Genomic DNA, 21,750 nt, shown 5'->3' on the forward strand with positions numbered 1-21,750 from the left:
ACCGGCACCACCCCCGCTTCAGCACGGCGTCACTGCGCGTCGAGATCCGATCCGACGAGCTCCGCGAGCTGGTCCAGAGCCGCGTCCGCCCCATCGCCCTCGGCGGCGAGGACGACCTCGTCGCCGTGACCGGCACCGAGCGTCATCAGCCCGAGGATGCTGCCCGCCTGGACGGGCTCGGTGTCGGACTTGCGGATGGTGATCTGCACGGTCTGGGCCGCGGCCGCCTTGGCGACCAGCGCGGCGGGGCGCGCGTGCAGGCCGACCTTGCTGGCCACGGTCACCCGTCGCTCGGGCATGGGGTTCCCCTTTCCTGGTGGAGGTGCTGGAGCCGGGTCGCGGCTCAGGACTTGCCGGTGTCCTCGCCGCCGGCGGACGTCGCGTCGGCGCCGCCCTCGGCCGGGGTGTCAGTGGACATGGTCGTCGTGGTGGTGCTGGTGTTCTCCCCGGATTCCGCGGTTCCGGTTCCGGCCGCTGGGGCGGCCGGGGCCGCTGCGGGCTTCTCGGTACCGCCCTGGCCTTCGTCCAGCAGCGCCGAGCCTTCGCCCGCATCCTCCCGTCCCGGGGTTCGCAGGTTCCACTTCGTGATCACGAACCGGAACACGAAGTAGTAGATCACCGCGTAGACCAGGCCGATCGGGATCAGCCACAGCGACCGCTGCGAGATGCCGAAGTTCAGCACGTAGTCGATCGCACCCGCGGAGAACCCGAAGCCGGAGTGGATGTCCAGGTAGTTCACCAGCATGTGCGAGGTGCCGGTGAGCACGGCGTGGATCAGCAGCAGCGGCCAGGCCACGAAGATGAACGAGAACTCCAGCGGCTCGGTGATGCCGGTGAGGAACGAGGTGAGCCCCACCGAGAGCATCACGCCGCCGACGACCTTGCGCTGCGCGGGCGGCGCGCTGCGCCAGATCGCCAGCGCGGCGGCGGGCAGCGCGAACATGAAGATCGGGAAGAAGCCGGTCTGGAAGGTGCCCGCGGTCGGGTCGCCCTCGAAGAACCGGGCGATGTCGCCCTTCTGGCCGTGGTAGTCGCCGAACAGGAACCACACCACGTTGTTCGGGATGTGGTGCAGCCCGAACGGCAGCAGCAGCCGGTTGATCAGGCCGTAGATGCCGCCGCCGAGCACGGCGTTCGCGGTCACCACGTCGCTGAACGCGGTCAGCCCCGCGTCGAACAGCGGGTACAGCAGGCCCAGCACGGTGCCGATCACCAGCATGGACACCGCGGTCACGATCGGCACGAACCGGCGTCCGCCGAAGAACCCGAGGTAGTCGGGCAGCTTGATCCGGTGGTAGCGCTGCCACAGCCAGGCCGCGACGAGACCGGCGATGATGCCGCCGAGCACGCCGTACGGCCCCTTGTTGTACGAGGTCCCGGCCTCCTGCCCGGTGATCTCCCACATCACGCCGGCCAGCACCAGGTAGCCGACGGCCGCCGACAGCGCGGTGGTGCCGTCCGCCTTGCGGGCGAAGCCGATCGCGACACCGATCGCGAACAGCAGCGGCAGGTTGTCGAACAGCGCACCGCCGGCCGCGCCGATCACTCCGGCGGCGGTCTGCAGGCCGGGGACGCTGCCCAGCAGGTCCTCCTGGCCGAGCCGCTGCAGCAGCGCCGCGGCGGGCAGCACCGCGATCGGCAGCATCAGGCTCCGGCCGAGCCGTTGCAGCAGCGCGAAGCCCTTCGAGCTCGCGCCGCCGCTCGCTGAGCCGACGGTCATGGGGCTACCTCCTCGGGTGGACGGCCGGTGCTTCCGGCCTGAGTTCGCAGGGGCATCGTCACTTGGTACGCGTCCCCTCGGTACCAGGAACGCATGTCCTCGACCGGGACTTCGCGGGAAGTCGAGATCCGGCGGAACACGAGCAGCGGGCTGCCGGGCTGCACCCGCAACAGCCGGGCGGTCTCCGCGTCGGCGCTCTCGGCCAGCACCGTCTGCATCGCGTGCTCCAGCCGGACGCCGTAGTGCCGCTCCAGCAGCGAGTACATCGATTCGGTGAGGTCGCGGCCGAGCAGGCCCGGCGCCGCCGCCGGGTGGAACCAGCCGCGCTCCACGGCCAGCGGCGCCCCGTCGGCCTTGCGCAGCCGGGTCAGCCAGTAGGCGGGGGCGCCCGGTTCGAGGCCGAGCGCTTCGGCGGTGTCCGGGGGCGGCGGCAGTTCGGCGTGGCCGAGCACCTCGGTCTCCGCCCGCAGGCCGCGGCGGCGCATGTCCTCGGTGAACGAGGCCAGGTCCAGCCGGACGTCGACGCGGGGCCGCGCGGTGAAGGTGCCCTTGCCGCGGACCCGCACCAGCAGGCCTTCGGACACGAGCTGGCCGATGGCCTCGCGCACTGTCAGCCGGGAGACGCCGTAGCTCAGCGTGAGGTCCCGTTCGGAGGGCAGCGCGGCGCCCGGCGGCAGCTGCGCGGTGGCCAGTTCGCGGAGGATCTCGCGCAGCTGGGCGTGCTTGGGCGTGGGTCCGTCGAGCAGCGCGTCCGCTGTGCTGCGCTGGGCCACGACGCCCTCCCTGATCAGGGCCTTCTCGGCCGGATCGCGGTGTCGGCCGGATCGATCCGGATCGATCCGGCGGGAACCGCTCCGCCGTGATCGGGATCATTGGTACTGTCCGGTCTAAACCAGTTGCTGCGGAAGAATGCTGTCTCACACGGATGGGTGTCAAGACGGGGCTGTTTTTGTTGCCGCTTCGACACTCGGTAACGCAAGATCGACCAAGTGCGGGACCCTTCCCGGACGACGAACGCGCACCGGACGGACGTAGACCGCCGGGAGACGAAGGGAGCTTCGGGTGGCTCAGAACAAGGCCGCCGCGATCCTGGCCGCGCTGGGCGGCGGGGACAACGTGGTGGAGATCGAACCGTGCATCACGCGCCTGCGCTGCGAGGTCGGCGACGAGTCGCGCGTGGACGAGGCCGCGCTGAAGGCGGCGGGCGCGCACGGGGTGCTGCGGCAGGGCACCGTCGTCCAGGTCGTCGTCGGACCGGAGGCGGACACGCTGGCCGGGGACATCGAGGACCTGCTGTGAGCGTCGAGGTGCGGAGCCCCGTGACCGGGTTGGCCGCCGCGCTCACCGACGTGCCGGACCCGGTGTTCTCGCAGGCCATGGTCGGTCCCGGCGTGGCGGTGAAGCCCGCGGCCGGGCCCGCGGACGCGGTCGCGCCGATCGCCGGGACGGTCGCCACGCTGCACCCGCACGCGTTCGTGGTCGCCTCCCCGGGCGGCACCGCGGTGCTGGTGCACCTGGGCATCGACACGGTCCAGCTCAAGGGCGAGGGGTTCACCCTGCACGTCGCCAAGGGCGACACCGTCGAAGCGGGCGCGCCCGTCGTGTCCTGGGACCCGTCGGTGGTGGAGGCGGCCGGGTACTCCGCGGTGTGCCCGGTGATCGCGCTGGACCTCACCGCCGAGGCGCTGCACGACCTCCGCGAGGACGGCGAGGTCGCCGCGGGGGACCCGTTGTTCACCGTCGAAGGCTGAGGTCCGCGTCGGAGAGCGGCCCGCGAGCGGTGCGGCGGGCCGCTCTTTCGTGTCCGGTCGTGGGGGACGCCGACACGCCGGGGAATGTCGGCACGGGGCTCTCCGCGTCCGGGCGCGACGCTGGGCGCATGGATCTGACGAGCGGGTTCGCCCACCTCATCGGCACCGCCTTCGCGGCCGGGGCGCTCGGCGCGGTGGCCGGCCGGGCCGGCCGCGCGCTGCTGCGCACCGCGCGCATCGGGATAGCGGTGCCGCGGTGGTGCTGCGCCGCGGGCACCGCGCTGCTGTGGGCGCCGGTCGCCGCCCGGGCGGTGGCCGGGGCGTTACCGGTGTGGTGGGCACCGGTGCCGTTGCTGCTGGGCTGGGCCGGAGTGCTGCTCGCGGCCTGCGACCTGCGCGCGCACCGGCTCCCGGACGCGCTCACCCTGCCCGCCTGGCCGCTGGCGTTCACCGCGGTGGCCGGGGCCGCCGGTGCCGCGGCGGATGCCGTGATGCTGGTCTCGAGTTTCCTCGGCGCCGCGCTGTTCGCCGGCTGCTACGGGCTGGTGCGGATGCTCTCGCCGCCCGCGCTGGGACCGGGCGACGTGAAGCTGGCCGGGCCGCTCGGCGCGCTGGTCGGCGCGGTGTCGGTGCCCGCTGTCCTCGGATGCGTGCTGGTGAGCGCGGTGCTCACCGTGCTGCACGCGTGCGCGGCGCGGCGGCGCGCGGTGCCGCACGGCCCGGCGATGCTGCTGCCCGCCTGGCTGGTCACGGCGGTGGGCCCGGTTCCCGGAAGCGGTTGACCGATCCGCACCCGGCCCGCCCGGCCTGCGGCGTTGCGTGGCAGGATTTCGGTGTGTTGCGTTGGATGACAGCCGGAGAATCGCACGGTCCCGCCCTGGTGGCGGTGCTGGAAGGCATGGTCGCCGGAGTGGAGGTGACCACCGCCGACATCGCGACCCAGCTGGAGCGGCGCAAGCTCGGCTTCGGCCGCAGCCCGCGGATGAACTTCGAATCCGACGAGCTGGAGATCATCGGCGGGGTCCGCCACGGGCGCACCCAGGGCGGCCCCGTCGCCGTCCGCATCGGCAACACCGAATGGCCCAAGTGGGAACAGGTGATGTCCGCCGACCCGGTCGACGAGGACGTGCTCTCCGGGCTCGCCCGGAACGAGCCGCTGACCCGGCCGCGGCCCGGCCACGCCGACCTGCCCGGCATGCAGAAGTACGGCTTCGAGGAATCGCGGCCCGTGCTCGAGCGCGCCAGCGCCCGCGAGACCGCGGCCCGCGTCGTCGCGGGCACCGTCGCGCGCCGGTTCCTGCAGCAGCTCCTCGGCGTCGAGATCGTCAGCCACGTGGTGAGCCTCGGCTCCGTCAGCGTCGCGGGCGAAGCGCTGCCCGGCCCGGACGACCTCGCCGCCATCGACGAGAACCCGGTGCGAGCCTTCGGCGACGACGCGACCGAGCGGATGATGGCCGAGGTCGACGCGGCCAAGGCCGACGGCGACACCCTCGGCGGCGTCGTCGAGGTCATCGCCTACGGCCTGCCCGCGGGCATCGGCTCGCACGTGCACTGGGACCGCAAGCTCGACGCCCGGCTCGCCGGTGCGCTGATGAGCATCCAGGCGGTCAAGGGCGTCGAGATCGGCGAGGCGTTCGCCAACGCCACCCGCCGGGGCAGCGCCGCGCACGACGAGATCTACCCGGCCGACGGCGCCCGCTGGGTCAGCCGCGGCAGCAACCGCGCGGGCGGTCTCGAAGGCGGCATCACCAACGGCGAACCGCTCGTGGTGCGCGCCGCGAAGAAGCCGATCTCCAGCCTGCCCCGCGCGCTGGCGACCGTGGACACCGACACCGGCGAACCGGCGCAGGCCATGCACCAGCGCTCCGACATCACCGCCGTGCCCCGGGCCGCCGTCGTCGCCGAGACGATGGTCGCGCTGGTGCTCGCCGAAGCGGTGCTGGAGAAGTTCGGCGGCGACTCGCTGCCGGAGACCCGCCGCAACGTCGAGGGCTACCTCGCCGCCCTGGCCGAACGCGCCGAGAAGCGGCAGGTGCGCTGATGTCGCCGCGCGCCGTCGTGATCGGCCCGCCCGGGTCGGGCAAGACGACGGTGGGCAGGCTGCTCGCCGACCACCTCGGCGTGGCGTTCCGCGACACCGACGACGACGTGGTGCGGCTGGCGGGCAAACCGATCCCGGACATCTTCACCACCGACGGCGAACCGGCATTCCGCGCGCTGGAGGAGCAGGCCGTGGCCACCGCGCTCGACGAGCACCCCGGCGTGCTCTCGCTCGGCGGCGGTGCGGTGATCTCCGAGCGCACCCGGAAGCTGCTCGCCGACCACCCGGTGGTGTTCCTGACCGTGGGCCTCGCCGAAGGCGCCCGCCGCACCGGCCTGGCCCAGACCTCCCGTCCGCTGCTGGCCGGGGTGAACCCGCGCGCCACGTTCAAGGCGCTGCTGGACGCGCGGCTCCCGCTGTACCGGGAGGCTGCCGACGTGGAGCAGCCCACCGACGGCCTCGAACCGTGGCGCCTGGTCGAACTGGTCGCCGGGAAGCTGGCCGAGATCCGCCCCGGCGGCACCACCCCCGTCGCCGATGCGTGAATAATCGTGGGAGAACGCCGCGGGGCGCTCGACGTCCCGGCGGCGGTTGCCGAGCCGCGACTGAATGAGTGGAGAACGATGCCCGAGCCGGTGCGCATCACGGTCGGATCCGAGCAGCCCTACGACGTGGTCGTCGGCCGGGGCCTGCTCGGCGACCTCGTCGAGCTGCTGAGCGGGACCTCGGTGGTGGCGCTGCTGCACCAGCCGAGCATCACCACGACCGTCGAAGCCGTGCGCGAGGAGCTCGCCGACGCGGGCATCGACGCGCACCGGGTCGAGATCCCCGACGCCGAAGAGGGCAAGAGCCTCGCCGTGGCCGGGTTCTGCTGGGAGGTCCTCGGCAAGATCGGCATGGACCGCGGCGGCGTCGTCGTGTCCTTCGGCGGCGGTGCCGTCACCGACGTGGCCGGCTTCATCGCCGCCACCTGGATGCGCGGCGTGCGCGTGGTGCACGTGCCGACGACGCTGCTCGGCATGGTCGACGCCGCGGTCGGCGGCAAGACCGGCATCAACACCGAAGCGGGCAAGAACCTCGTCGGCCTGTTCCACGAACCGACCGCGGTGCTGGTGGACCTGGCGACGCTGGAGAGCCTGCCGCGCAACGAACTCATCGCGGGCATGGCGGAGGTCGTCAAGACCGGCTTCATCGCCGACCCGCGCATCCTCGAACTGATCGAGCAGGACCCGGACGCGGCGCTGGACCCGACGGGCGACGTGCTCGGCGAACTGGTGCGCCGCAGCATCCAGGTGAAGGCCGACGTGGTCGCCGCGGACCTCCGCGAGTCGCACCAGCGGGAGATCCTCAACTACGGCCACACGCTGGCGCACGCCATCGAGCGCCGGGAGCGCTACCGGTGGCGCCACGGCGCCGCGGTCAGCGTGGGCCTCGTGTTCGCCGCCGAGTTGTCCCGGCTGGCGGGCCGCCTCGACGACGAGACCGCGGACCGGCACAAGCGGGTGCTGGACCTGCTCGGCCTGCCCACCTCCTACGACCCGGACGCGCTGGGCCAGCTGCTGGACTCGATGAAGCTGGACAAGAAGACCCGCTCGGGGATGCTGCGGTTCGTGGTGCTCGACGGCCTCGCCAAGCCCGGCAGGCTGGAAGGGCCGGACCCGTCGCTGGTGGCCGCCGCCTACTCGGCGCTGACCGGGGGCGAGCGCAAGCAGGCCGGGTCGGAGGTGTTCCTGTGAAGGTCCTGGTGCTCAACGGCCCGAACCTGGGGCGGCTGGGGACGCGGGAGCCGTCGATCTACGGATCCACCACCTACCCGGATCTGGTCGCGCTGTGCGAGCGCACCGGCGCCGAGCTGGGCCTGGACGTCGAGGTGCGGCAGACCGACCACGAAGGCGAGATGCTCGGCTGGCTGCACGAGGCGGCCGACGCGGGCACCCCGGTGGTGCTGAACGCGGCGGCGTGGACGCACTACTCGATCGCGGTGCGCGACGCGTGCGCGCAGCTGACCGCCCCGCTGCTGGAAGTGCACATCTCGAACGTGCACAAGCGGGAGTCGTTCCGCGGGCACAGCTACCTGTCGGACATCGCGACCGGAGTCCTCGTCGGGCTGGGGGTTCGCGGGTATGCCCTGGCCCTCCGATGGATAGCCGACGAGAACACGGCGCACGCCTGACTTTTCCCGGGGCGTTCTGCCCAGGGGGCGGGTGGCGGAACCTCAGCGGCTTCCTCGCTGCGGGATCGTTTTCACAGGTGGCTCCGCCACATGAGAAAACGCTGTCCTCGCGAGGAAGCCGCTGAGAGCCCGCTGCGGTGCCGGTGTCTCGGGTGGTCGTTGCTCAGCGGCTTCGCCGCCGACAGGAAACCGACCCGCTGGGCAGGTTCAGAGACGGGCGGTCAGCGGTTTCCTCGGTGCGGGATCGATTTCTCCGGAGGCTCCGCCACGGGCGAAATCGCTGTCCTCGCGAGGAAAGCGCTGAGTACCCGCTGCGGTGCGAGTTGCTCGGGTGGTCTCTGTTCAGCGGCTTCGCCGCTGACGTGACGAGGCGCGGTTCCAGGGTTCGGGAAGTCGGGTGGATCCGGCTCGGGGGCCAAGACCGTCTCTTAAACTGGGGTGGCCCGGGGTCGTCCGGGAATCCCGCGCGGGGGCGGGAGATCGCACGGGGGAAGGCTCTTTCCGCTCATGGTCGAACGATCCCGCCCGTCCGGGCGGGTGCGCGCGCTGGTCCCGCTCGGCGCGGCGCTCGCACTGCTCACGGCGTGCGCCCTGCCGGACGCGCAGCCGTCCCCACCGACCCGGTTCGACCGGCCCGTCGAGCGCAGCCTGAGCAGCAGCACCCTGCGCACCGCGCACGAGCGGTCCAGCGACGGCGTGGTGGCCTCCGGGGGTGATCCGGCGCCGTACAACTACGCGCCGACGGTGCTCGCCGAACCGGACGGCGAAGGCATGCACCACCGGGCCTGGTGGTGCAGCCAGCTGCCGGGGATCGGACCGCCCGGCGACGACGTGCTGTTCGCCGAATCCGGTGGGCTGGACCGGGAATTCACCGCCGACGGGGCTCCCGCGGTTCCGGTGTTCACCGCCGAACCGGGCGCGTTCGACGGCAAGCACACCTGCGACCCGTCCGTGCTGCGCACCGGCGGCCGGTACTACCTGTACTACACGGGCGCCGCCGCCGAGCACGCGCACGGCAACGCCATCGGCGTCGCGAGCAGCACCGACGGGCGCGCGTGGCGGCGGGAGGCGGGCGGCAGGTCGATCGTGCGGCCGTCGGGGGAGGTGCACCGGGCCAACGACTACGGCGCCGGGCAGCCCTCGGCGCTGTTCCTGGACGGCTGGTTCTACCTGATGTTCACCGACACCACCGCCTCCGGAGCCGGGTGGAACGGCGCCGGGCAGTTCGTGCTGCGCGCCAGGGACCCGGAGTTCACCGACCGGGTGCAGTCGCTCGACGACACCGGTTTCACCCCGGCCGGCACCACCGACGCGGCCCGGCGGCGGTCCGTGGTGGACGCGTTCAGCGCGGATTGGACGTGGAGCGACGCGCTGCAGGCGTTCCTGATCGCGCACCAGACCGAGCAGGGCACCACGATCACCTCCTGGGACCGCGACTTCACCCGCCATCCGTACGCACCGCTGCTGGTGCCGGGACCGTGGCGGGAGGGGCCGGGTCTGGTGCGCGGCGATGACGGGCACGCGCCCACCTCCACCGCGGACCCGTGCGGCACGGTCCCGGTGGACCTGCTGCGCGCCACCGAACCCGATCCGGCGCCGACGGCGCTGCGCTCCTTCGGGCTGGACGTGGTCGGCGTGCGCGGCTGCGCCGACCCGGCGGGTGCCCGCGACGTGCTGGAGGCGTTCGGGGTGCCGTCGCCGGAGCGCACGGTGGACGTGGTGCGCGGCGGGCGGAAGGTGCGGGTGGAGCGCCGTTCGGTGGCGGCGACGATGGTGCGCCGCGTCCTCGACGAGCGGGTGCCCGCGCTGGAGGACGTGCCGGTGGCGGGGACCGTCCGCGCCGGGGCGCCGGTGCTGCGGTCCCCGGCGGGGGAGCTGGTCGTGCTCGACGACCACGACCGCGCCTGGACGATCTTGGCGGACAGCGCGACCGCGAACGACTCGCCGGTGACCGACCTGGACCAGCAGGCCTGGGACGCCCTGCCTCGCGCAGGCGACCTCCGCTGAACTCGGGGTGGCGGCCCGTCGGCCCGGGTGGCTCCGGAGGGCCGCCTGGCGCCTTCCCGTTACGGGCGTGGCCTGGCGAGATGTCTGGTTAGGCTGGTGCGCATGCCCGAGACGCACGCCCGACGCCGCCAAGCCCTGCGCGACCTGCTCCGCCGAGCGGACCTGGACGCGGTCCTGGTCACCGATCTGCTCAACATCCGCTACCTGACCGGCTTCACCGGTTCGCAGGCCGCGCTGGTGGTGCACGCCGCCGACGAGCCCGGCGCCGAGCGGGGCACCGCGTTCAGCACCGACGGCCGCTACCGCACCCAGTCCGCCGAGCAGGTCCCGGACCTGGAACGGCTCATCGAGCGGCCCAGCGAACTCGTGCTGGCCGAGCACCTCGCCCAGGATCCGGCCCGCTACCGGCGCACCGGCTTCGAGAGCGGCCACGTCACCGTGGACGGCCTCGACGTGCTCGCCGCCGCGGCCCCCGGGATCGAGCTCGTCCGCGCGCCCGGCCTGGTGGAGGACCTCCGCCTGATCAAGGACGCCGCCGAGGTGGACGCGCTGCGGATGGCCTGCGCGGCCGCCGACCGGGCGCTGGCCGACCTCATCGAGCACGGTGGCCTGCGCCCCGGCCGCACCGAACTGGAGGTGGCCCGCGAGCTGGAGGCCCGGATGCGCGAGCACGGCGCCGCAGGCCCGTCCTTCGAGACGATCGTGGCCGCGGGCGCGCACTCGGCGATCCCGCACCACCGGCCCACCGGCGCGGTGCTGGCCGCGGGCGACTTCGTGAAGATGGACTTCGGCGCCCTGGTGGACGGCTATCACTCGGACATGACCCGCACCGTGGTGCTCGGTTCCCCCGCCGATTGGCAGCGCGAGATCTACGAGCTGGTGCGCACCGCGCAGGCGGCCGGGCGGGAGGCGGTGCGCCCCGGCGCGGACGTGCGCGAAGTGGACGGCGCGGCCCGGAAGGTGATCGAGGACGCGGGGTACGGCGAGCGGTTCCCGCACGGCCTCGGCCACGGCGTCGGCCTCGAAATCCATGAGGCACCGGCGTTGTCGCAGCGGGGGGACGGTACGATTCGAGAGGGGATGGTGGTCACCGTCGAACCCGGCGTGTACGTGCCGGAGCGTGGCGGGGTCCGCATCGAGGACACCCTGGCCGTGCGCGCGAGCACGCCGGAACTCCTCACCTTGACGACCAAGGAGCTCGTCGCCGTCTGAGCGCGGTGCGCGTGCGGCCGATGACGTTACGGCGGCGCCGCACGCCGCCTCAGTTGTCAACCGCAGCCCGCATCACATGGAGAGACCGGACACGTGGCATCCACGAACGACCTCAAGAACGGACTCGTGCTCAAGATCGACAACCAGTTGTGGTCGGTCGTGAACTTCCAGCACGTCAAGCCGGGCAAGGGCGGCGCCTTCGTGCGCACCACGCTGAAGAACGTGCTCTCCGGGAAGGTCGTCGACAAGACCTTCAACGCGGGGGTCAAGGTCGAGACGGCGAACGTGGACCGCCGCGAGATGACCTACCTCTACGACGACGGCACCGATTTCGTCTTCATGGACCAGGACACCTACGACCAGGTGACCGTGTCGCGCCCGGTCGTCGGCGACGCGGCGAACTACATGCTGGAGAACAGCAACGTGGTCATCGCCCGCCACGACGACGAGCCGCTGTACGTGGAGCTGCCCGCCTCGGTGGAGCTGTCCGTCTCGCACACCGACCCCGGTGTGCAGGGCGACCGGTCCACCGGCGGCACCAAGCCGGCGACGCTGGAGACCGGCGCGGAGGTCCAGGTCCCGCTGTTCCTGAACACCGGCGACAAGGTCAAGGTCGACCCGCGCGACGGTCGCTACCTGGGTCGCGTCAACACCAAGTGATTCGTTCCCGCCGCGCCCGCGGCCCCGTCGGCGCGTCCGGCAGGGCCGCGGTTCGCGCCGGGCGGGGGACACCGGAAAGAGAGTTGTGAGTTGGGCTCACGGAGCAAGGCCCGCAAACGCGCGGTGGACGTCCTGTACGAGGCCGACCTGCGCGGTCTCGACGCGGTGACGTTGCTGTCCGAGCGGCTCGCCGCGCCCGAGGCCGCGCCCGTCGCGGACTACTCGGTGACGCTCATCGAGGGCGTCGCGGGCAACCGGCAGCGCATCGACGACGTGCTCGTCGAGCACGCCGAGGGCTGGACGTTGAGCCGGATGCCCGCGGTGGACCGGGCCGTGCTGCGGCTGGGCCTCTACGAGCTGCTGTGGAGCGAGGACGTGCCGCCCGCGGTCGCCATCGACGAGGCCGTGGAGCTGGTGAAGGCGCTGTCCACGGACGACTCGCCGCGGTTCGTCAACGGCGTGCTGGGCCGGATCGCCGGGATCAGCGACCGGCTGCGGACGTCGATCCGGAACCTGGAGGCCGCCGAGGCAGCGGCGCGGGAGCGCGCCGAGTCCGACGCGCAGAACTGATCCGCCGACCAACGCGGGGGCGCCGATGCGTCCCCGCGTTCGTCGTATCCGCACCCGGAAATCGGTTTCCCGGGTCGAGCGCAGGACGGCTGCGGCCCCGTCCCCGGGTTCCGGGGCGGGGCCGCAGCAGCCGCGTTCGCGAGTTCACTCCTCCCGAGCGGGTCGTGCCTCGGGCGGCAGGACGCCCCAGTCGATGAGCTGTTCGGTCAGCTCGCCGGGGGTCATGTCGTAGATGATGGCGAGGGATCGCAGGTCCTCGGTCCGGATGGACAGCACCTTGCCGTTGTAGTCGCCGCGCTGGCTCTGGATGGTCGCCGCGTACCGGGCGAGAGGCCCGACCTTCTCGGCAGGCAACTGCTGCAACCGCTCCAGGTTGATCACGACCTTGGTGGCCGGTTCGGCGCCGGAGGGAACCCGCCCCTCCGGGAGTAGCTCCGCGACCGGAACACCGTAGAAGTCGGCCAGTTCGGCGAGCTTCTGGACGGTGACCGCTCGGTCGCCACGTTCATAGGACCCGACGACCACGGCCTTCCACCGCCCGCCTGACTTCTGCTCGACGCCGTGCAGCGAGAGACCCTGCTGCTGGCGGATAGCGCGGAGCTTGCCGCCCAGCGCCTTGGCGTAGTCGCCCATGTGGCGTTTCTCCGTTTCATTCGCCCCGTCAGCCTAGACCGGATGCCGGGGAGGAAAGCTCAGATTGATACGGAGAGTAATGTTCGCTCGCAAGTGTCACTAGGTCAAGTTGGTCTTCCTATGCCGCCAGGGCGAGTACTCACACACCACCCGGACGATTGACCTGCGGACGCTGATAGCGTACAAGGCGAACCCGGTGGTCACCTGGTGGCGATCCGAAGTTCGTTCCGGCGGGCGGGTGCACGCGCATCCCGTCCACTGGGGAATCAACCATCCTTTAAGGACCCGTCCAGTGAGGCGGGGAAGGAGGCTCGACCGTGGCGTCACGCCGGCAGGCGGGCGCGACGGACCCGGCCGGGCAGCGGGAGCTGCTCTCGGCCGGTGACGTTGCGCGCACGATCGCCCGCATCGCTCATCAGATCATCGAGAAGACCGCGTTGGACACCGCTGCGGAGGGCCCTGAGGCCCCGCGCGTGGTGCTGCTGGGAGTCCCGACCAGGGGCGTGCCGCTGGCCCGCCGCCTCGCCGCCCGGATCGCGGAGTTCAGCGGGGTGGAGGTGCCCACCGGCACCCTCGACATCACGCTCTACCGAGATGACCTGCGGACACAACCGAACCGGCCGCTGGAGCCGAGCAGCCTGCCGCCCGCCGGGATCGACGGCGCGCTGGTGGTGCTGGTCGACGACGTGCTGTTCTCCGGCCGCACGGTGCGCGCCGCCCTCGACTCGTTGCGGGACCAGGGCAGGCCGAGCGCGGTGCAGCTGGCGGTGCTGGTGGACCGCGGGCACCGGGAGCTGCCGATCCGCGCCGACTACGTCGGCAAGAACGTGCCGACCTCGCGCAGCGAGGAGGTCGCGGTGCGGCTCGCGGAGGTCGACGACGCGGACTCGGTGTTCATCCGGCGCAGCGAGGAGGTGCGGTGATGCGGCACCTGCTGTCCACCGAAGGCCTGGACGCGGCGACGGCGACCGCGGTGCTGGACACCGCGGGCACGCTGAAGCAGACGCTGCTGGGCCGCGAGGTGCGCAAGCTGCCCACGTTGCGCGGGCGCACCGTGATGACCATGTTCTACGAGAACTCCACCCGGACCCGGGTCTCGTTCGAGGTCGCCGGCAAGTGGATGAGCGCCGACGTGATCAACGTGTCGGCCTCGGCGTCCTCGGTCGGCAAGGGCGAGTCGCTGCGGGACACGGCGCTGACCCTCTCGGCGGCGGGCGCGGACTGCGTGATCGTGCGGCACCCCGCCTCGGGCGCGGCGCACCGGCTCGCGGGCTGGCTGGACGAGGCCGGGACGCAGGTCGTGAACGCCGGTGACGGGATGCACGAGCACCCGACGCAGGCGCTGCTGGACGCGGCGACGCTGCGGGAGCGCCTCGGCGAGCTGGCCGGGCGCAAGGTCGCGATCGTGGGGGACCTGCTGCACAGCCGGGTCGCGCGGTCGAACGTGCACCTGCTGCGCACCCTCGGCGTCGAGGTGGTGCTGGTGGCGCCGCCGACGCTGGTGCCGCACGGCATCGAGCACTGGGGCGCGGAGGTCGTGCACGAGCTGGACCCGGTGCTGCCGGGCGTGGACGCGGTGATGCTGCTGCGGGTGCAGGCCGAGCGGATGCACGGCGGGTTCTTCCCGTCGGCCCGCGAGTACTCGATCGCCTACGGCCTCAACGAGAAGCGGCTGGCGAAGCTGCCGGAGCACGCCGTGGTGCTGCACCCCGGTCCGATGCTGCGCGGCATGGAGATCGCCCCGGCGGTGGCGGACTCGCCGCGCGCGGCGATCACCGAGCAGGTTCGCAACGGGGTCCACGTGCGCATGGCGGTGCTCTACCACCTGCTGGCCGGAGAGGAGATCGCGGCGTGAGCCGGGTGCTGATCAAGGAAGTCCGTCCCTACGGCGACGGCGACGCGGTGGACGTGCTGGTCGACGGCGAGCTGATCGCCGAGATCGGCGCGGACCTGGACGTCGAGGCCGACGAAGTCGTGCGCGGCGGGGGTGGTGTGCTGCTGCCCGGTTTCGTGGACCTGCACACCCACCTGCGCGAGCCGGGCCGCGAGGACACCGAGACGGTCGAGACCGGTTCGGTCGCGGCCGCGCTGGGCGGCTACACGGCGGTGTTCGCGATGGCCAACACCGACCCGGTGGCCGACAACGCGGTGATCGTGGAGCACGTGTGGCGCCGCGGCCTGGAGATCGGCCTGGTCGACGTGCACCCGGTGGGTGCGGTGACGGTCGGCCTGGGCGGTGAGCAGCTCGCGGAGCTGGGCACGATGGCGCGCTCGGCGGCCGGGGTGCGGGTGTTCTCCGACGACGGCAAGTGCGTGCACGACCCGCTGGTGATGCGCCGCGCGCTGGAGTACGCGAAGGCGCTGGGCGTGGTGGTGGCCCAGCACGCCGAGGAGCCGCGGCTCACGGTCGGCGCGCAGGCCCACGAGGGCGCGAACGCGGCCCGGCTGGGTCTGGCGGGCTGGCCCGCTCCGGCGGAGGAGTCGATCGTGGCGCGGGACTGCCTGCTGGCCGGGCACACCGGCGGCACGCTGCACGTCTGCCACGTGTCCACCGCGGGCACCGCGGAGATCCTGCGCTGGTGGAAGTCGCGCGGCGATGCGGGCGGCACGGTGTCGGCGGAGGTCACGCCGCACCACCTGCTGCTCACCGACGAGCTGCTGTCGACCTACGACCCGGTGAACAAGGTGAACCCGCCGCTGCGCACCGACGAGGACGTGCGGGCGCTGCGGCAGGCGCTGGCCGACGGCACCGTCGACTGCGTGGCCACCGACCACGCCCCGCACGCGGCGCAGGACAAGGACTGCGAGTGGTCGGCCGCCAAGCCGGGCATGCTCGGCCTGCAGACGGCGCTGGGCGTGGTGGCGCGCACGATGGTCGAGCCGGGCCTGCTGGACTGGCGCGGCGTGGCGCGGGTGCTCAGCGAGCGGCCCGCGCAGATCGCCGGGCTGGCCGACCAGGGCCGCCCGATCGCGGTGGGCGAGCCGGCGAACCTGGCGCTGGTCGATCCGGACGCGCGCTGGACGGTGCGCGGCGCGGAGCTGGCCAGCATCGCGGCGAACACGCCGTTCGAGGGCATGGAGCTGCCGGGCCGGGTGCGCGCGACGCTGCTGCGCGGCCGGATCACCGCGCACGAGGGCGAGGTGCGGCGCTGATGGAGCGGACGCTGTGGGTGCTGGTGCTGCTGGTGCTGCTGGTGCTGGTGTACTTCGGGATGCGCCGCGGCTGGCTGAACCGCAAGCGGCGCCAGGACGCGGAGTTCACCGCGTTCCCGGTGGCCCCGGAGGACGTGGCCGAGCGGCCCGCGCTGCTGGCCGATCAGACCGGCTTCTACGTGGGCAGCACGAAGGCCGGTGACTGGCAGGACCGGATCGTGGTCGGCGACATCGGGCACCGCGCGAACGCGGTGGCGAGGCTGCGCGACTCGGGCCTGCTGCTGGAGCGGACCGGCGCGAGTCCGATGTGGATTCCCGCGGAGTCCGTGCTGGACGCGCGCGTGGACCACAAGCTGGCGAACAAGGTCGTTCCCGGTGCGGGGCTGCTGGTGGTGACCTGGCGCCTGGGGGACCAGGACATCGACACCGGCTTCCGCGCGGACGACAAGTCCACTCAGGACGAGTGGGCGGGTGCGGTGCGGGCATTGGCGCCTGCCGCAGGACGTGACGACAACCCGGAGGGACAGGCATGACCGCGCACACCCCGGCGGCACTGGTGCTCGAAGACGGCCGGATCTTCCGCGGCGCCGCCTACGGCCAGGAGGGCCGCACGCTCGGCGAGGCGGTGTTCTCCACCGCCATGACCGGCTACCAGGAGACGCTGACCGACCCGTCGTACCACCGCCAGATCGTGGTGCAGACGGCGCCGCAGATCGGCAACACCGGCTGGAACGACGAGGACGACGAGTCGCAGCGCATCTGGGTCGCGGGCTACGCGGTGCGCGACCCCGCGCGGGTGCCGTCGAACTGGCGCTCCCGCCGCGCGCTGGAGGAAGAGCTGCGCGCGCAGGGCATCGTGGGCATCGCGGGCCTGGACACCCGCACGGTGACCCGCCACCTGCGCGAGCGCGGCGCGATGCGCGCCGGGATCTTCTCCGGTGCGGCCCTGGGCTCCGACGAGGAGCTGGTCGCGCAGGTGACGGCGTCCGAGCAGATGTCCGGCGCGAACCTGGCCGGTGACGTGACGACCGCCGAGCCGTACGTGGTGGCCGCCGAGGGCGAGAAGAAGTTCACCGTCGCGGCGCTGGACCTGGGCATCAAGTCCAACACGCCGCGGATGATGGCCCAGCGCGGCATCGAGGTGCACGTGCTGCCGCTGTCGTCCACAGTGGACGATCTGCTGGCGGTGAACCCGGACGGCGTGTTCCTGTCCAACGGCCCCGGCGACCCGGCGACCGCCGACCACGCCGTGGAGCTCACCCGCGAGGTGCTGGGCCGCAAGCTGCCGCTGTTCGGCATCTGCTTCGGCAACCAGCTGCTGGGCCGCGCGCTCGGCCGCGGGACGTACAAGATGCGCTACGGCCACCGCGGTATCAACATCCCGGTGATCGACGTGGACACCGGCAAGGTCGCCATCACCGCGCAGAACCACGGTTTCGCGGTCGAGGGCGAGGCCGGGGAGCGGTTCGGCACCGACTTCGGCGCCGCGAAGATCAGCCACTACTGCCCGAACGACGGCACGGTCGAGGGCCTGCGGCTGCTCGACGGACCCGCGTTCAGCGTCCAGTACCACCCGGAGGCGGCGGCCGGTCCGCACGACGCCGCGCCCCTGTTCGACGAGTTCACCAGCATGATGAGCGAGGCCCGCTGATGGCGAAGCGCACTGATATCAAGCACGTGATGGTGATCGGCTCCGGGCCGATCGTCATCGGGCAGGCCTGCGAATTCGACTACTCGGGCACGCAGGCGTGCCGGGTGCTGCGGGAGGAAGGGCTGCGGGTCAGCCTGGTCAACTCCAACCCGGCGACGATCATGACCGACCCGGAGTTCGCGGACGCCACCTACGTGGAACCGATCACCCCGGAGTTCGTGGAGAAGGTCATCGCGGCCGAGCGCCCCGACGCGCTGCTGGCGACCCTCGGCGGCCAGACCGCGCTGAACACCGCGATGGCCCTCGACGAGCGCGGCGTGCTGGAGAAGTACGGCGTGGAGCTGATCGGCGCCGACATCGAGGCCATCGAGCGCGGTGAGGACCGGCAGCGGTTCAAGGACATCGTGCGCTCCATCGGCGGCGACGCGCCGGAGAGCGCCGTGTGCAAGTCGATGGACGAGGTCCGCGACTTCGTCCGCGAGCACTCGCTGCCCGTGGTGATCCGCCCCAGCTTCACGATGGGCGGTCTCGGCTCCGGCATGGCGCACACGCACGAGGACCTGGAGCGGATGGCCTCGCTGGGCCTCACCGAGTCCCCGGTGCACGAGGTGCTCATCGAGGAGAGCGTGCTCGGCTGGAAGGAGTACGAGCTGGAGCTGATGCGCGACCACGCCGACAACGTGGTGGTCATCTGCTCCATCGAGAACATCGACCCGATGGGCGTGCACACCGGCGACTCGGTGACGGTGGCCCCGGCGATGACGCTGACCGACCGCGAGTACCAGAAGATGCGCGACGTCGGCATCGACGTGCTGCGCGCGGTGGGCGTGGAGACCGGCGGCTGCAACATCCAGTTCGCGATCCACCCGGAGACCGGGCGCATGGTCGTGATCGAGATGAACCCGCGGGTGTCGCGCTCCTCGGCGTTGGCGTCGAAGGCGACCGGTTTCCCGATCGCGAAGATCGCGGCGAAGCTGGCGATCGGCTACACGCTCGACGAGATCCGCAACGACATCACCGGCGAGACCCCGGCGAGCTTCGAGCCGACGCTGGACTACGTGGTCGTCAAGGTGCCGCGGTTCGCGTTCGAGAAGTTCCCGGGCGCCGACCCGCTGCTGACGACGACGATGAAGAGCGTCGGCGAGGCCATGTCGCTGGGCCGCTCCTTCCAGGAGGCGCTGGGCAAGGCGCTGCGCTCGATGGAGACCTCGCGGATCGGGTTCTGGACGAAGGGCGACCCGGAGGGCGCGACGCTGGAGTCCACTCTGGACGACCTGCGGATCGCGCACGACGGGCGGCTCTACACCGTGGAGCGCGCGCTGCGGCTGGGCGCCACGGTGGCGCAGGTGCACGAGGCCTCGGGCATCGACCCGTGGTTCGTGGACCAGGTGGCCGCGCTGGTGGAGCTGCGCGAGCAGCTGATCGCGGCGCCGGTGCTGGACGCGGACCTGCTGCGGCTGGCGAAGCGCTCCGGGCTGTCCGACCGCCAGCTCGCCGCGCTGCGCCCGGAACTGTCCGATGAGGACGGTGTGCGGGCGCTGCGGCACCGGCTGGACGTGCGGCCGGTGTACAAGACGGTGGACACCTGCGCGGCCGAGTTCGCGGCCCGCACCCCGTACCACTACTCGGCCTACGAGCTGGACCCCGGCGCCGAGTCCGAGGTCGCCGAGCAGCGCGACCGCCCCAAGGTGATCATCCTGGGCTCGGGGCCGAACCGCATCGGCCAGGGCATCGAGTTCGACTACTCGTGCGTGCACGCGGCGACCTCGCTGCGCGACGCCGGGTTCGAGACCGTGATGGTCAACTGCAACCCGGAGACGGTGTCCACCGACTACGACACCGCGGACCGGTTGTACTTCGAGCCGCTGACGTTCGAGGACGTGCTGGAGGTCGTCGAGTCCGAGCGCGCGTCCGGCGAGGTCGCGGGCGTCATCGTGCAGCTGGGCGGGCAGACGCCGCTGGGCCTGGCGCAGCGGCTCGCCGACGCGGGCGTGCCGATCGTGGGCACCCCGCCGGAAGCGATCCACCTCGCGGAGGAGCGCGGCGCGTTCGGCGACGTGCTGCGCAAGGCCGGGTTGCCCGCGCCGAAGTACGGCATGGCGACCTCGTTCGACGCGGCCAAGCGCATCGCCGACGAGATCGGCTACCCGGTGCTGGTGCGCCCGTCGTACGTCCTCGGCGGCCGCGGCATGGAGATCGTCTACGACGAGGCGTCGCTGGAGAACTACATCGCCCGCGCCACCGAGGTCACCCCGGAACACCCGGTGCTGGTGGACAACTTCCTCGACGACGCCATCGAGATCGACGTGGACGCGCTGTGCGACGGCGACGAGGTGTACCTCGGCGGCGTGATGGAGCACATCGAGGAGGCCGGCATCCACTCCGGCGACTCGGCGTGCGCGCTGCCGCCGATCACGTTGGGGCGCCAGGACATCGAGCAGGTCCGCGAGTCCACGAAGGCCATCGCGAAGGGCATCGGCGTGCTCGGCCTGCTCAACGTGCAGTACGCGTTGAAGGACGACGTGCTGTACGTGCTGGAGGCGAACCCGCGGGCCTCGCGCACCGTGCCGTTCGTGTCGAAGGCGACGGCGGCACCGCTGGCGAAGGCCGCGTCCCGGATCATGCTGGGCGCGAGCATCGCCGACCTGCGCTCCGAGGGCCTGCTCCCGTCGACCGGGGACGGCGCCGACCTGCCGATCGACGCGCCGGTGGCGGTGAAGGAAGCGGTGCTGCCGTTCCACCGCTTCCGCACCCCGGAGGGCCACGGCGTGGACTCGCTGCTGGGGCCGGAGATGAAGTCGACCGGCGAGGTGATGGGCATCGACGTCTCCTTCGGGCAGGCGTTCGCGAAGTCCCAGACCGCCTCGTACGGTTCGCTGCCGACCTCGGGCACCGTGTTCGTGTCGGTCGCCAACAAGGACAAGCGTTCGCTGGTGTTCCCGGTGAAGCGCCTCGCCGACCTCGGGTTCGAGGTCCTCGCGACCTCGGGCACCACGGAGGTGTTGCGGCGCAACGGGATTCCGGCGAAGGAGGTGCGCAAGCACAACGAGTCCAAGCAGGACGGTGAGCGCGACGTCATCGACCTGATCCGGGCGGGCGAGATCGACATGGTGGTCAACACCCCGTACGGCAACCCGGGCCCGCGGGTCGACGGCTACGAGATCCGCACCGCCGCGGTGTCCCGCGACATCCCGTGCATCACCACGGTGCAGGGCGCGGCGGCCGCGGTGCAGGGCATCGAGGCGGTCATCAACGGCGACATCGGCGTGCGGCCGCTCCAGGCGCTGCAGGCCGCGCTGCGCAAGAGCGGTGACCTGCGGTGACGGCCGTGCGGTCGGGTTTCGGGCGGCGGCTCGCGGACGCGGTCGCCGCGCGCGGCGCACTGTGCGTGGGCATCGACCCGCACCCGGCGCTGCTGCACGCGTGGGGCCTGGAGGAGAGCCCGGCCGCGCTGGAGCGGTTCGCGATGACCGCGGTGGAGGCGCTGGCCGGTGAGGTCGCGGTGCTCAAACCGCAGTCGGCGTTCTTCGAGGTCTACGGCTCGGCGGGCGTGGCGGTGCTGGAGAAGGTCGTCGCCGCGTCCCGCGAGGCCGGGGCTCTGGTGCTGCTGGACGTCAAGCGCGGCGACATCGGTTCGACGATGACGGCGTACGCGAACGCCTACCTCGACGAGCACTCGCCGCTGGCGGCGGACGCGCTGACGGTGTCGCCGTACCTCGGGTTCGGTTCGCTGGCACCGGCGCTGGGCATCGCGGAGCAGACCGGGCGCGGTGTGTTCGTGCTGGCGCGCACCTCGAACCCGGAAGGCGTGGCGCTGCAGCGCTCCACCGCGGACGACGGGCGCACCGTCGCCCAGTCCATCGTGGACGCGGCGGGGGAGAACAACGCCGGGGCCGACCCGTTCGGCTACGTCGGCGTGGTCGCCGGGGCGACGATCAAGCCGGGGGAGCTGGACTTCTCCCGGTTGAACGGCCCGATCCTGGCCCCCGGCCTGGGAGCTCAGGGCGCCACCGTGCAGGGCCTGCGCGCCACCTTCGGCGCGGCCCTGCCCTCGGTGCTGCCCGCCACGGCCCGCGACGTGCTGCGCCACGGCCCTGCGGTGGCGGACCTGCGCGCCGCGGCCCGCCGAGTCCGCGACGAACTCGGGGTCCTGCTGGAGTCCTGACGCGGTCTTCCGCC

Annotated in this window: 22 protein-coding genes; 18 read left to right on the top strand and 4 right to left on the bottom strand. The window is 72.3% G+C overall.

What is annotated here, in order from left to right; genetic code table 11:
• Positions 1-29: 29 nt before the first annotated feature.
• The 3 genes from AC29IT_RS19910 to AC29IT_RS19920 are packed head-to-tail and all read right to left on the bottom strand — an operon-like array spanning position 30 to position 2,493.
• Positions 30-299: an HPr family phosphocarrier protein gene (locus tag AC29IT_RS19910; protein ID WP_224956596.1), complete on the bottom strand. Its 270-nt coding sequence runs from the start codon at positions 297-299 to the stop codon at positions 30-32.
• 44 nt (positions 300-343) lie between these two features.
• Entirely contained in the window at positions 344-1,720 is a 1,377-nt protein-coding gene (locus AC29IT_RS19915) for a PTS transporter subunit EIIC (protein WP_488219743.1), read from the bottom strand.
• Positions 1,717-2,493: a GntR family transcriptional regulator gene (locus AC29IT_RS19920; RefSeq protein WP_488219744.1), complete on the bottom strand. Its 777-nt coding sequence runs from the start codon at positions 2,491-2,493 to the stop codon at positions 1,717-1,719. Before AC29IT_RS19920 ends, AC29IT_RS19915 begins: the two co-directional genes overlap by 4 nt.
• A 289-nt stretch (positions 2,494-2,782) precedes the next feature.
• On the opposite strand from AC29IT_RS19920, the gene AC29IT_RS19925 reads away from it, so the two are divergent.
• The 11 genes from AC29IT_RS19925 to nusB all read left to right on the top strand — a co-directional run bounded on the left by AC29IT_RS19925 (position 2,783) and on the right by nusB (position 12,134).
• Positions 2,783-3,019, top strand: a complete 237-nt coding sequence (locus AC29IT_RS19925) for a PTS sugar transporter subunit IIB (RefSeq protein ID WP_224956593.1) — start codon at positions 2,783-2,785, stop codon at positions 3,017-3,019.
• Complete coding sequence (locus AC29IT_RS19930; protein ID WP_358436220.1) at positions 3,016-3,471, top strand: PTS sugar transporter subunit IIA; 456 nt, start codon at positions 3,016-3,018, stop codon at positions 3,469-3,471. Before AC29IT_RS19925 ends, AC29IT_RS19930 begins: the two co-directional genes overlap by 4 nt.
• A gap of 128 nt (positions 3,472-3,599) precedes the next feature.
• Positions 3,600-4,253 carry a prepilin peptidase gene (locus AC29IT_RS19935; RefSeq protein WP_488219745.1) on the top strand — a complete coding sequence of 218 codons (654 nt, stop codon included), beginning with the start codon at positions 3,600-3,602 and terminating at the stop codon, positions 4,251-4,253.
• 53 nt (positions 4,254-4,306) lie between these two features.
• Positions 4,307-5,512: a chorismate synthase gene (gene aroC / locus AC29IT_RS19940; protein WP_488219746.1), complete on the top strand. Its 1,206-nt coding sequence runs from the start codon at positions 4,307-4,309 to the stop codon at positions 5,510-5,512.
• Entirely contained in the window at positions 5,512-6,057 is a 546-nt protein-coding gene (locus tag AC29IT_RS19945; RefSeq protein WP_488219747.1) for a shikimate kinase, read from the top strand. The genes aroC and AC29IT_RS19945 overlap by 1 nt, the downstream gene beginning before the upstream one ends.
• 78 nt (positions 6,058-6,135) lie before the next feature.
• Positions 6,136-7,248, top strand: coding sequence for a 3-dehydroquinate synthase (gene aroB / locus AC29IT_RS19950; RefSeq protein WP_358436214.1), 1,113 nt, complete (start codon positions 6,136-6,138; stop codon positions 7,246-7,248).
• A complete protein-coding gene (aroQ, locus tag AC29IT_RS19955) occupies positions 7,245-7,685 on the top strand; it encodes a type II 3-dehydroquinate dehydratase (RefSeq protein ID WP_488219748.1) in 441 nt (146 codons plus the stop codon). Before aroB ends, aroQ begins: the two co-directional genes overlap by 4 nt.
• 507 nt (positions 7,686-8,192) lie before the next feature.
• Positions 8,193-9,692, top strand: coding sequence for a beta-xylosidase (locus tag AC29IT_RS19960; RefSeq protein ID WP_488219749.1), 1,500 nt, complete (start codon positions 8,193-8,195; stop codon positions 9,690-9,692).
• 102 nt (positions 9,693-9,794) lie between these two features.
• The gene (locus tag AC29IT_RS19965) at positions 9,795-10,904 is read left to right on the top strand and encodes a M24 family metallopeptidase (protein ID WP_358443539.1); all 1,110 of its coding nucleotides are present in this window, start codon (positions 9,795-9,797) and stop codon (positions 10,902-10,904) included.
• 93 nt (positions 10,905-10,997) lie between these two features.
• Entirely contained in the window at positions 10,998-11,564 is a 567-nt protein-coding gene (efp, locus tag AC29IT_RS19970) for an elongation factor P (protein WP_358443536.1), read from the top strand.
• Positions 11,565-11,654: 90 nt separating this feature from the next.
• The gene (nusB, locus tag AC29IT_RS19975; protein ID WP_358443533.1) at positions 11,655-12,134 is read left to right on the top strand and encodes a transcription antitermination factor NusB; all 480 of its coding nucleotides are present in this window, start codon (positions 11,655-11,657) and stop codon (positions 12,132-12,134) included.
• A gap of 144 nt (positions 12,135-12,278) precedes the next feature.
• Here the strand turns inward: nusB and bldD are convergent, their stop codons facing one another.
• Positions 12,279-12,767 (bottom strand): transcriptional regulator BldD, encoded by a 489-nt coding sequence (bldD, locus tag AC29IT_RS19980; protein WP_009943043.1) that lies wholly within the window; start codon positions 12,765-12,767, stop codon positions 12,279-12,281.
• Positions 12,768-13,084: 317 nt separating this feature from the next.
• On the opposite strand from bldD, the gene pyrR reads away from it, so the two are divergent.
• The 7 genes from pyrR to pyrF are packed head-to-tail and all read left to right on the top strand — an operon-like array spanning position 13,085 to position 21,736.
• Positions 13,085-13,690, top strand: coding sequence for a bifunctional pyr operon transcriptional regulator/uracil phosphoribosyltransferase PyrR (gene pyrR / locus AC29IT_RS19985; RefSeq protein ID WP_358443529.1), 606 nt, complete (start codon positions 13,085-13,087; stop codon positions 13,688-13,690).
• The gene (locus AC29IT_RS19990) at positions 13,690-14,622 is read left to right on the top strand and encodes an aspartate carbamoyltransferase catalytic subunit (protein WP_358443526.1); all 933 of its coding nucleotides are present in this window, start codon (positions 13,690-13,692) and stop codon (positions 14,620-14,622) included. The genes pyrR and AC29IT_RS19990 overlap by 1 nt, the downstream gene beginning before the upstream one ends.
• On the top strand, positions 14,619-15,920 hold the full coding sequence (locus tag AC29IT_RS19995; RefSeq protein WP_488219750.1) for a dihydroorotase: 1,302 nt from the start codon (positions 14,619-14,621) through the stop codon (positions 15,918-15,920). Before AC29IT_RS19990 ends, AC29IT_RS19995 begins: the two co-directional genes overlap by 4 nt.
• Positions 15,920-16,453: a PH-like domain-containing protein gene (locus AC29IT_RS20000; protein ID WP_488219751.1), complete on the top strand. Its 534-nt coding sequence runs from the start codon at positions 15,920-15,922 to the stop codon at positions 16,451-16,453. The genes AC29IT_RS19995 and AC29IT_RS20000 overlap by 1 nt, the downstream gene beginning before the upstream one ends.
• Positions 16,450-17,571, top strand: a complete 1,122-nt coding sequence (gene carA, locus AC29IT_RS20005; protein ID WP_488219752.1) for a glutamine-hydrolyzing carbamoyl-phosphate synthase small subunit — start codon at positions 16,450-16,452, stop codon at positions 17,569-17,571. The genes AC29IT_RS20000 and carA overlap by 4 nt, the downstream gene beginning before the upstream one ends.
• Entirely contained in the window at positions 17,571-20,894 is a 3,324-nt protein-coding gene (carB, locus tag AC29IT_RS20010) for a carbamoyl-phosphate synthase large subunit (protein WP_488219753.1), read from the top strand. The genes carA and carB overlap by 1 nt, the downstream gene beginning before the upstream one ends.
• Positions 20,895-20,899: 5 nt before the next feature.
• Positions 20,900-21,736: an orotidine-5'-phosphate decarboxylase gene (pyrF, locus tag AC29IT_RS20015; RefSeq protein ID WP_488219843.1), complete on the top strand. Its 837-nt coding sequence runs from the start codon at positions 20,900-20,902 to the stop codon at positions 21,734-21,736.
• Positions 21,737-21,750: the final 14 nt, after the last annotated feature.

It is taken from the genome of Saccharopolyspora sp. MMCC62 (assembly GCF_057736575.1).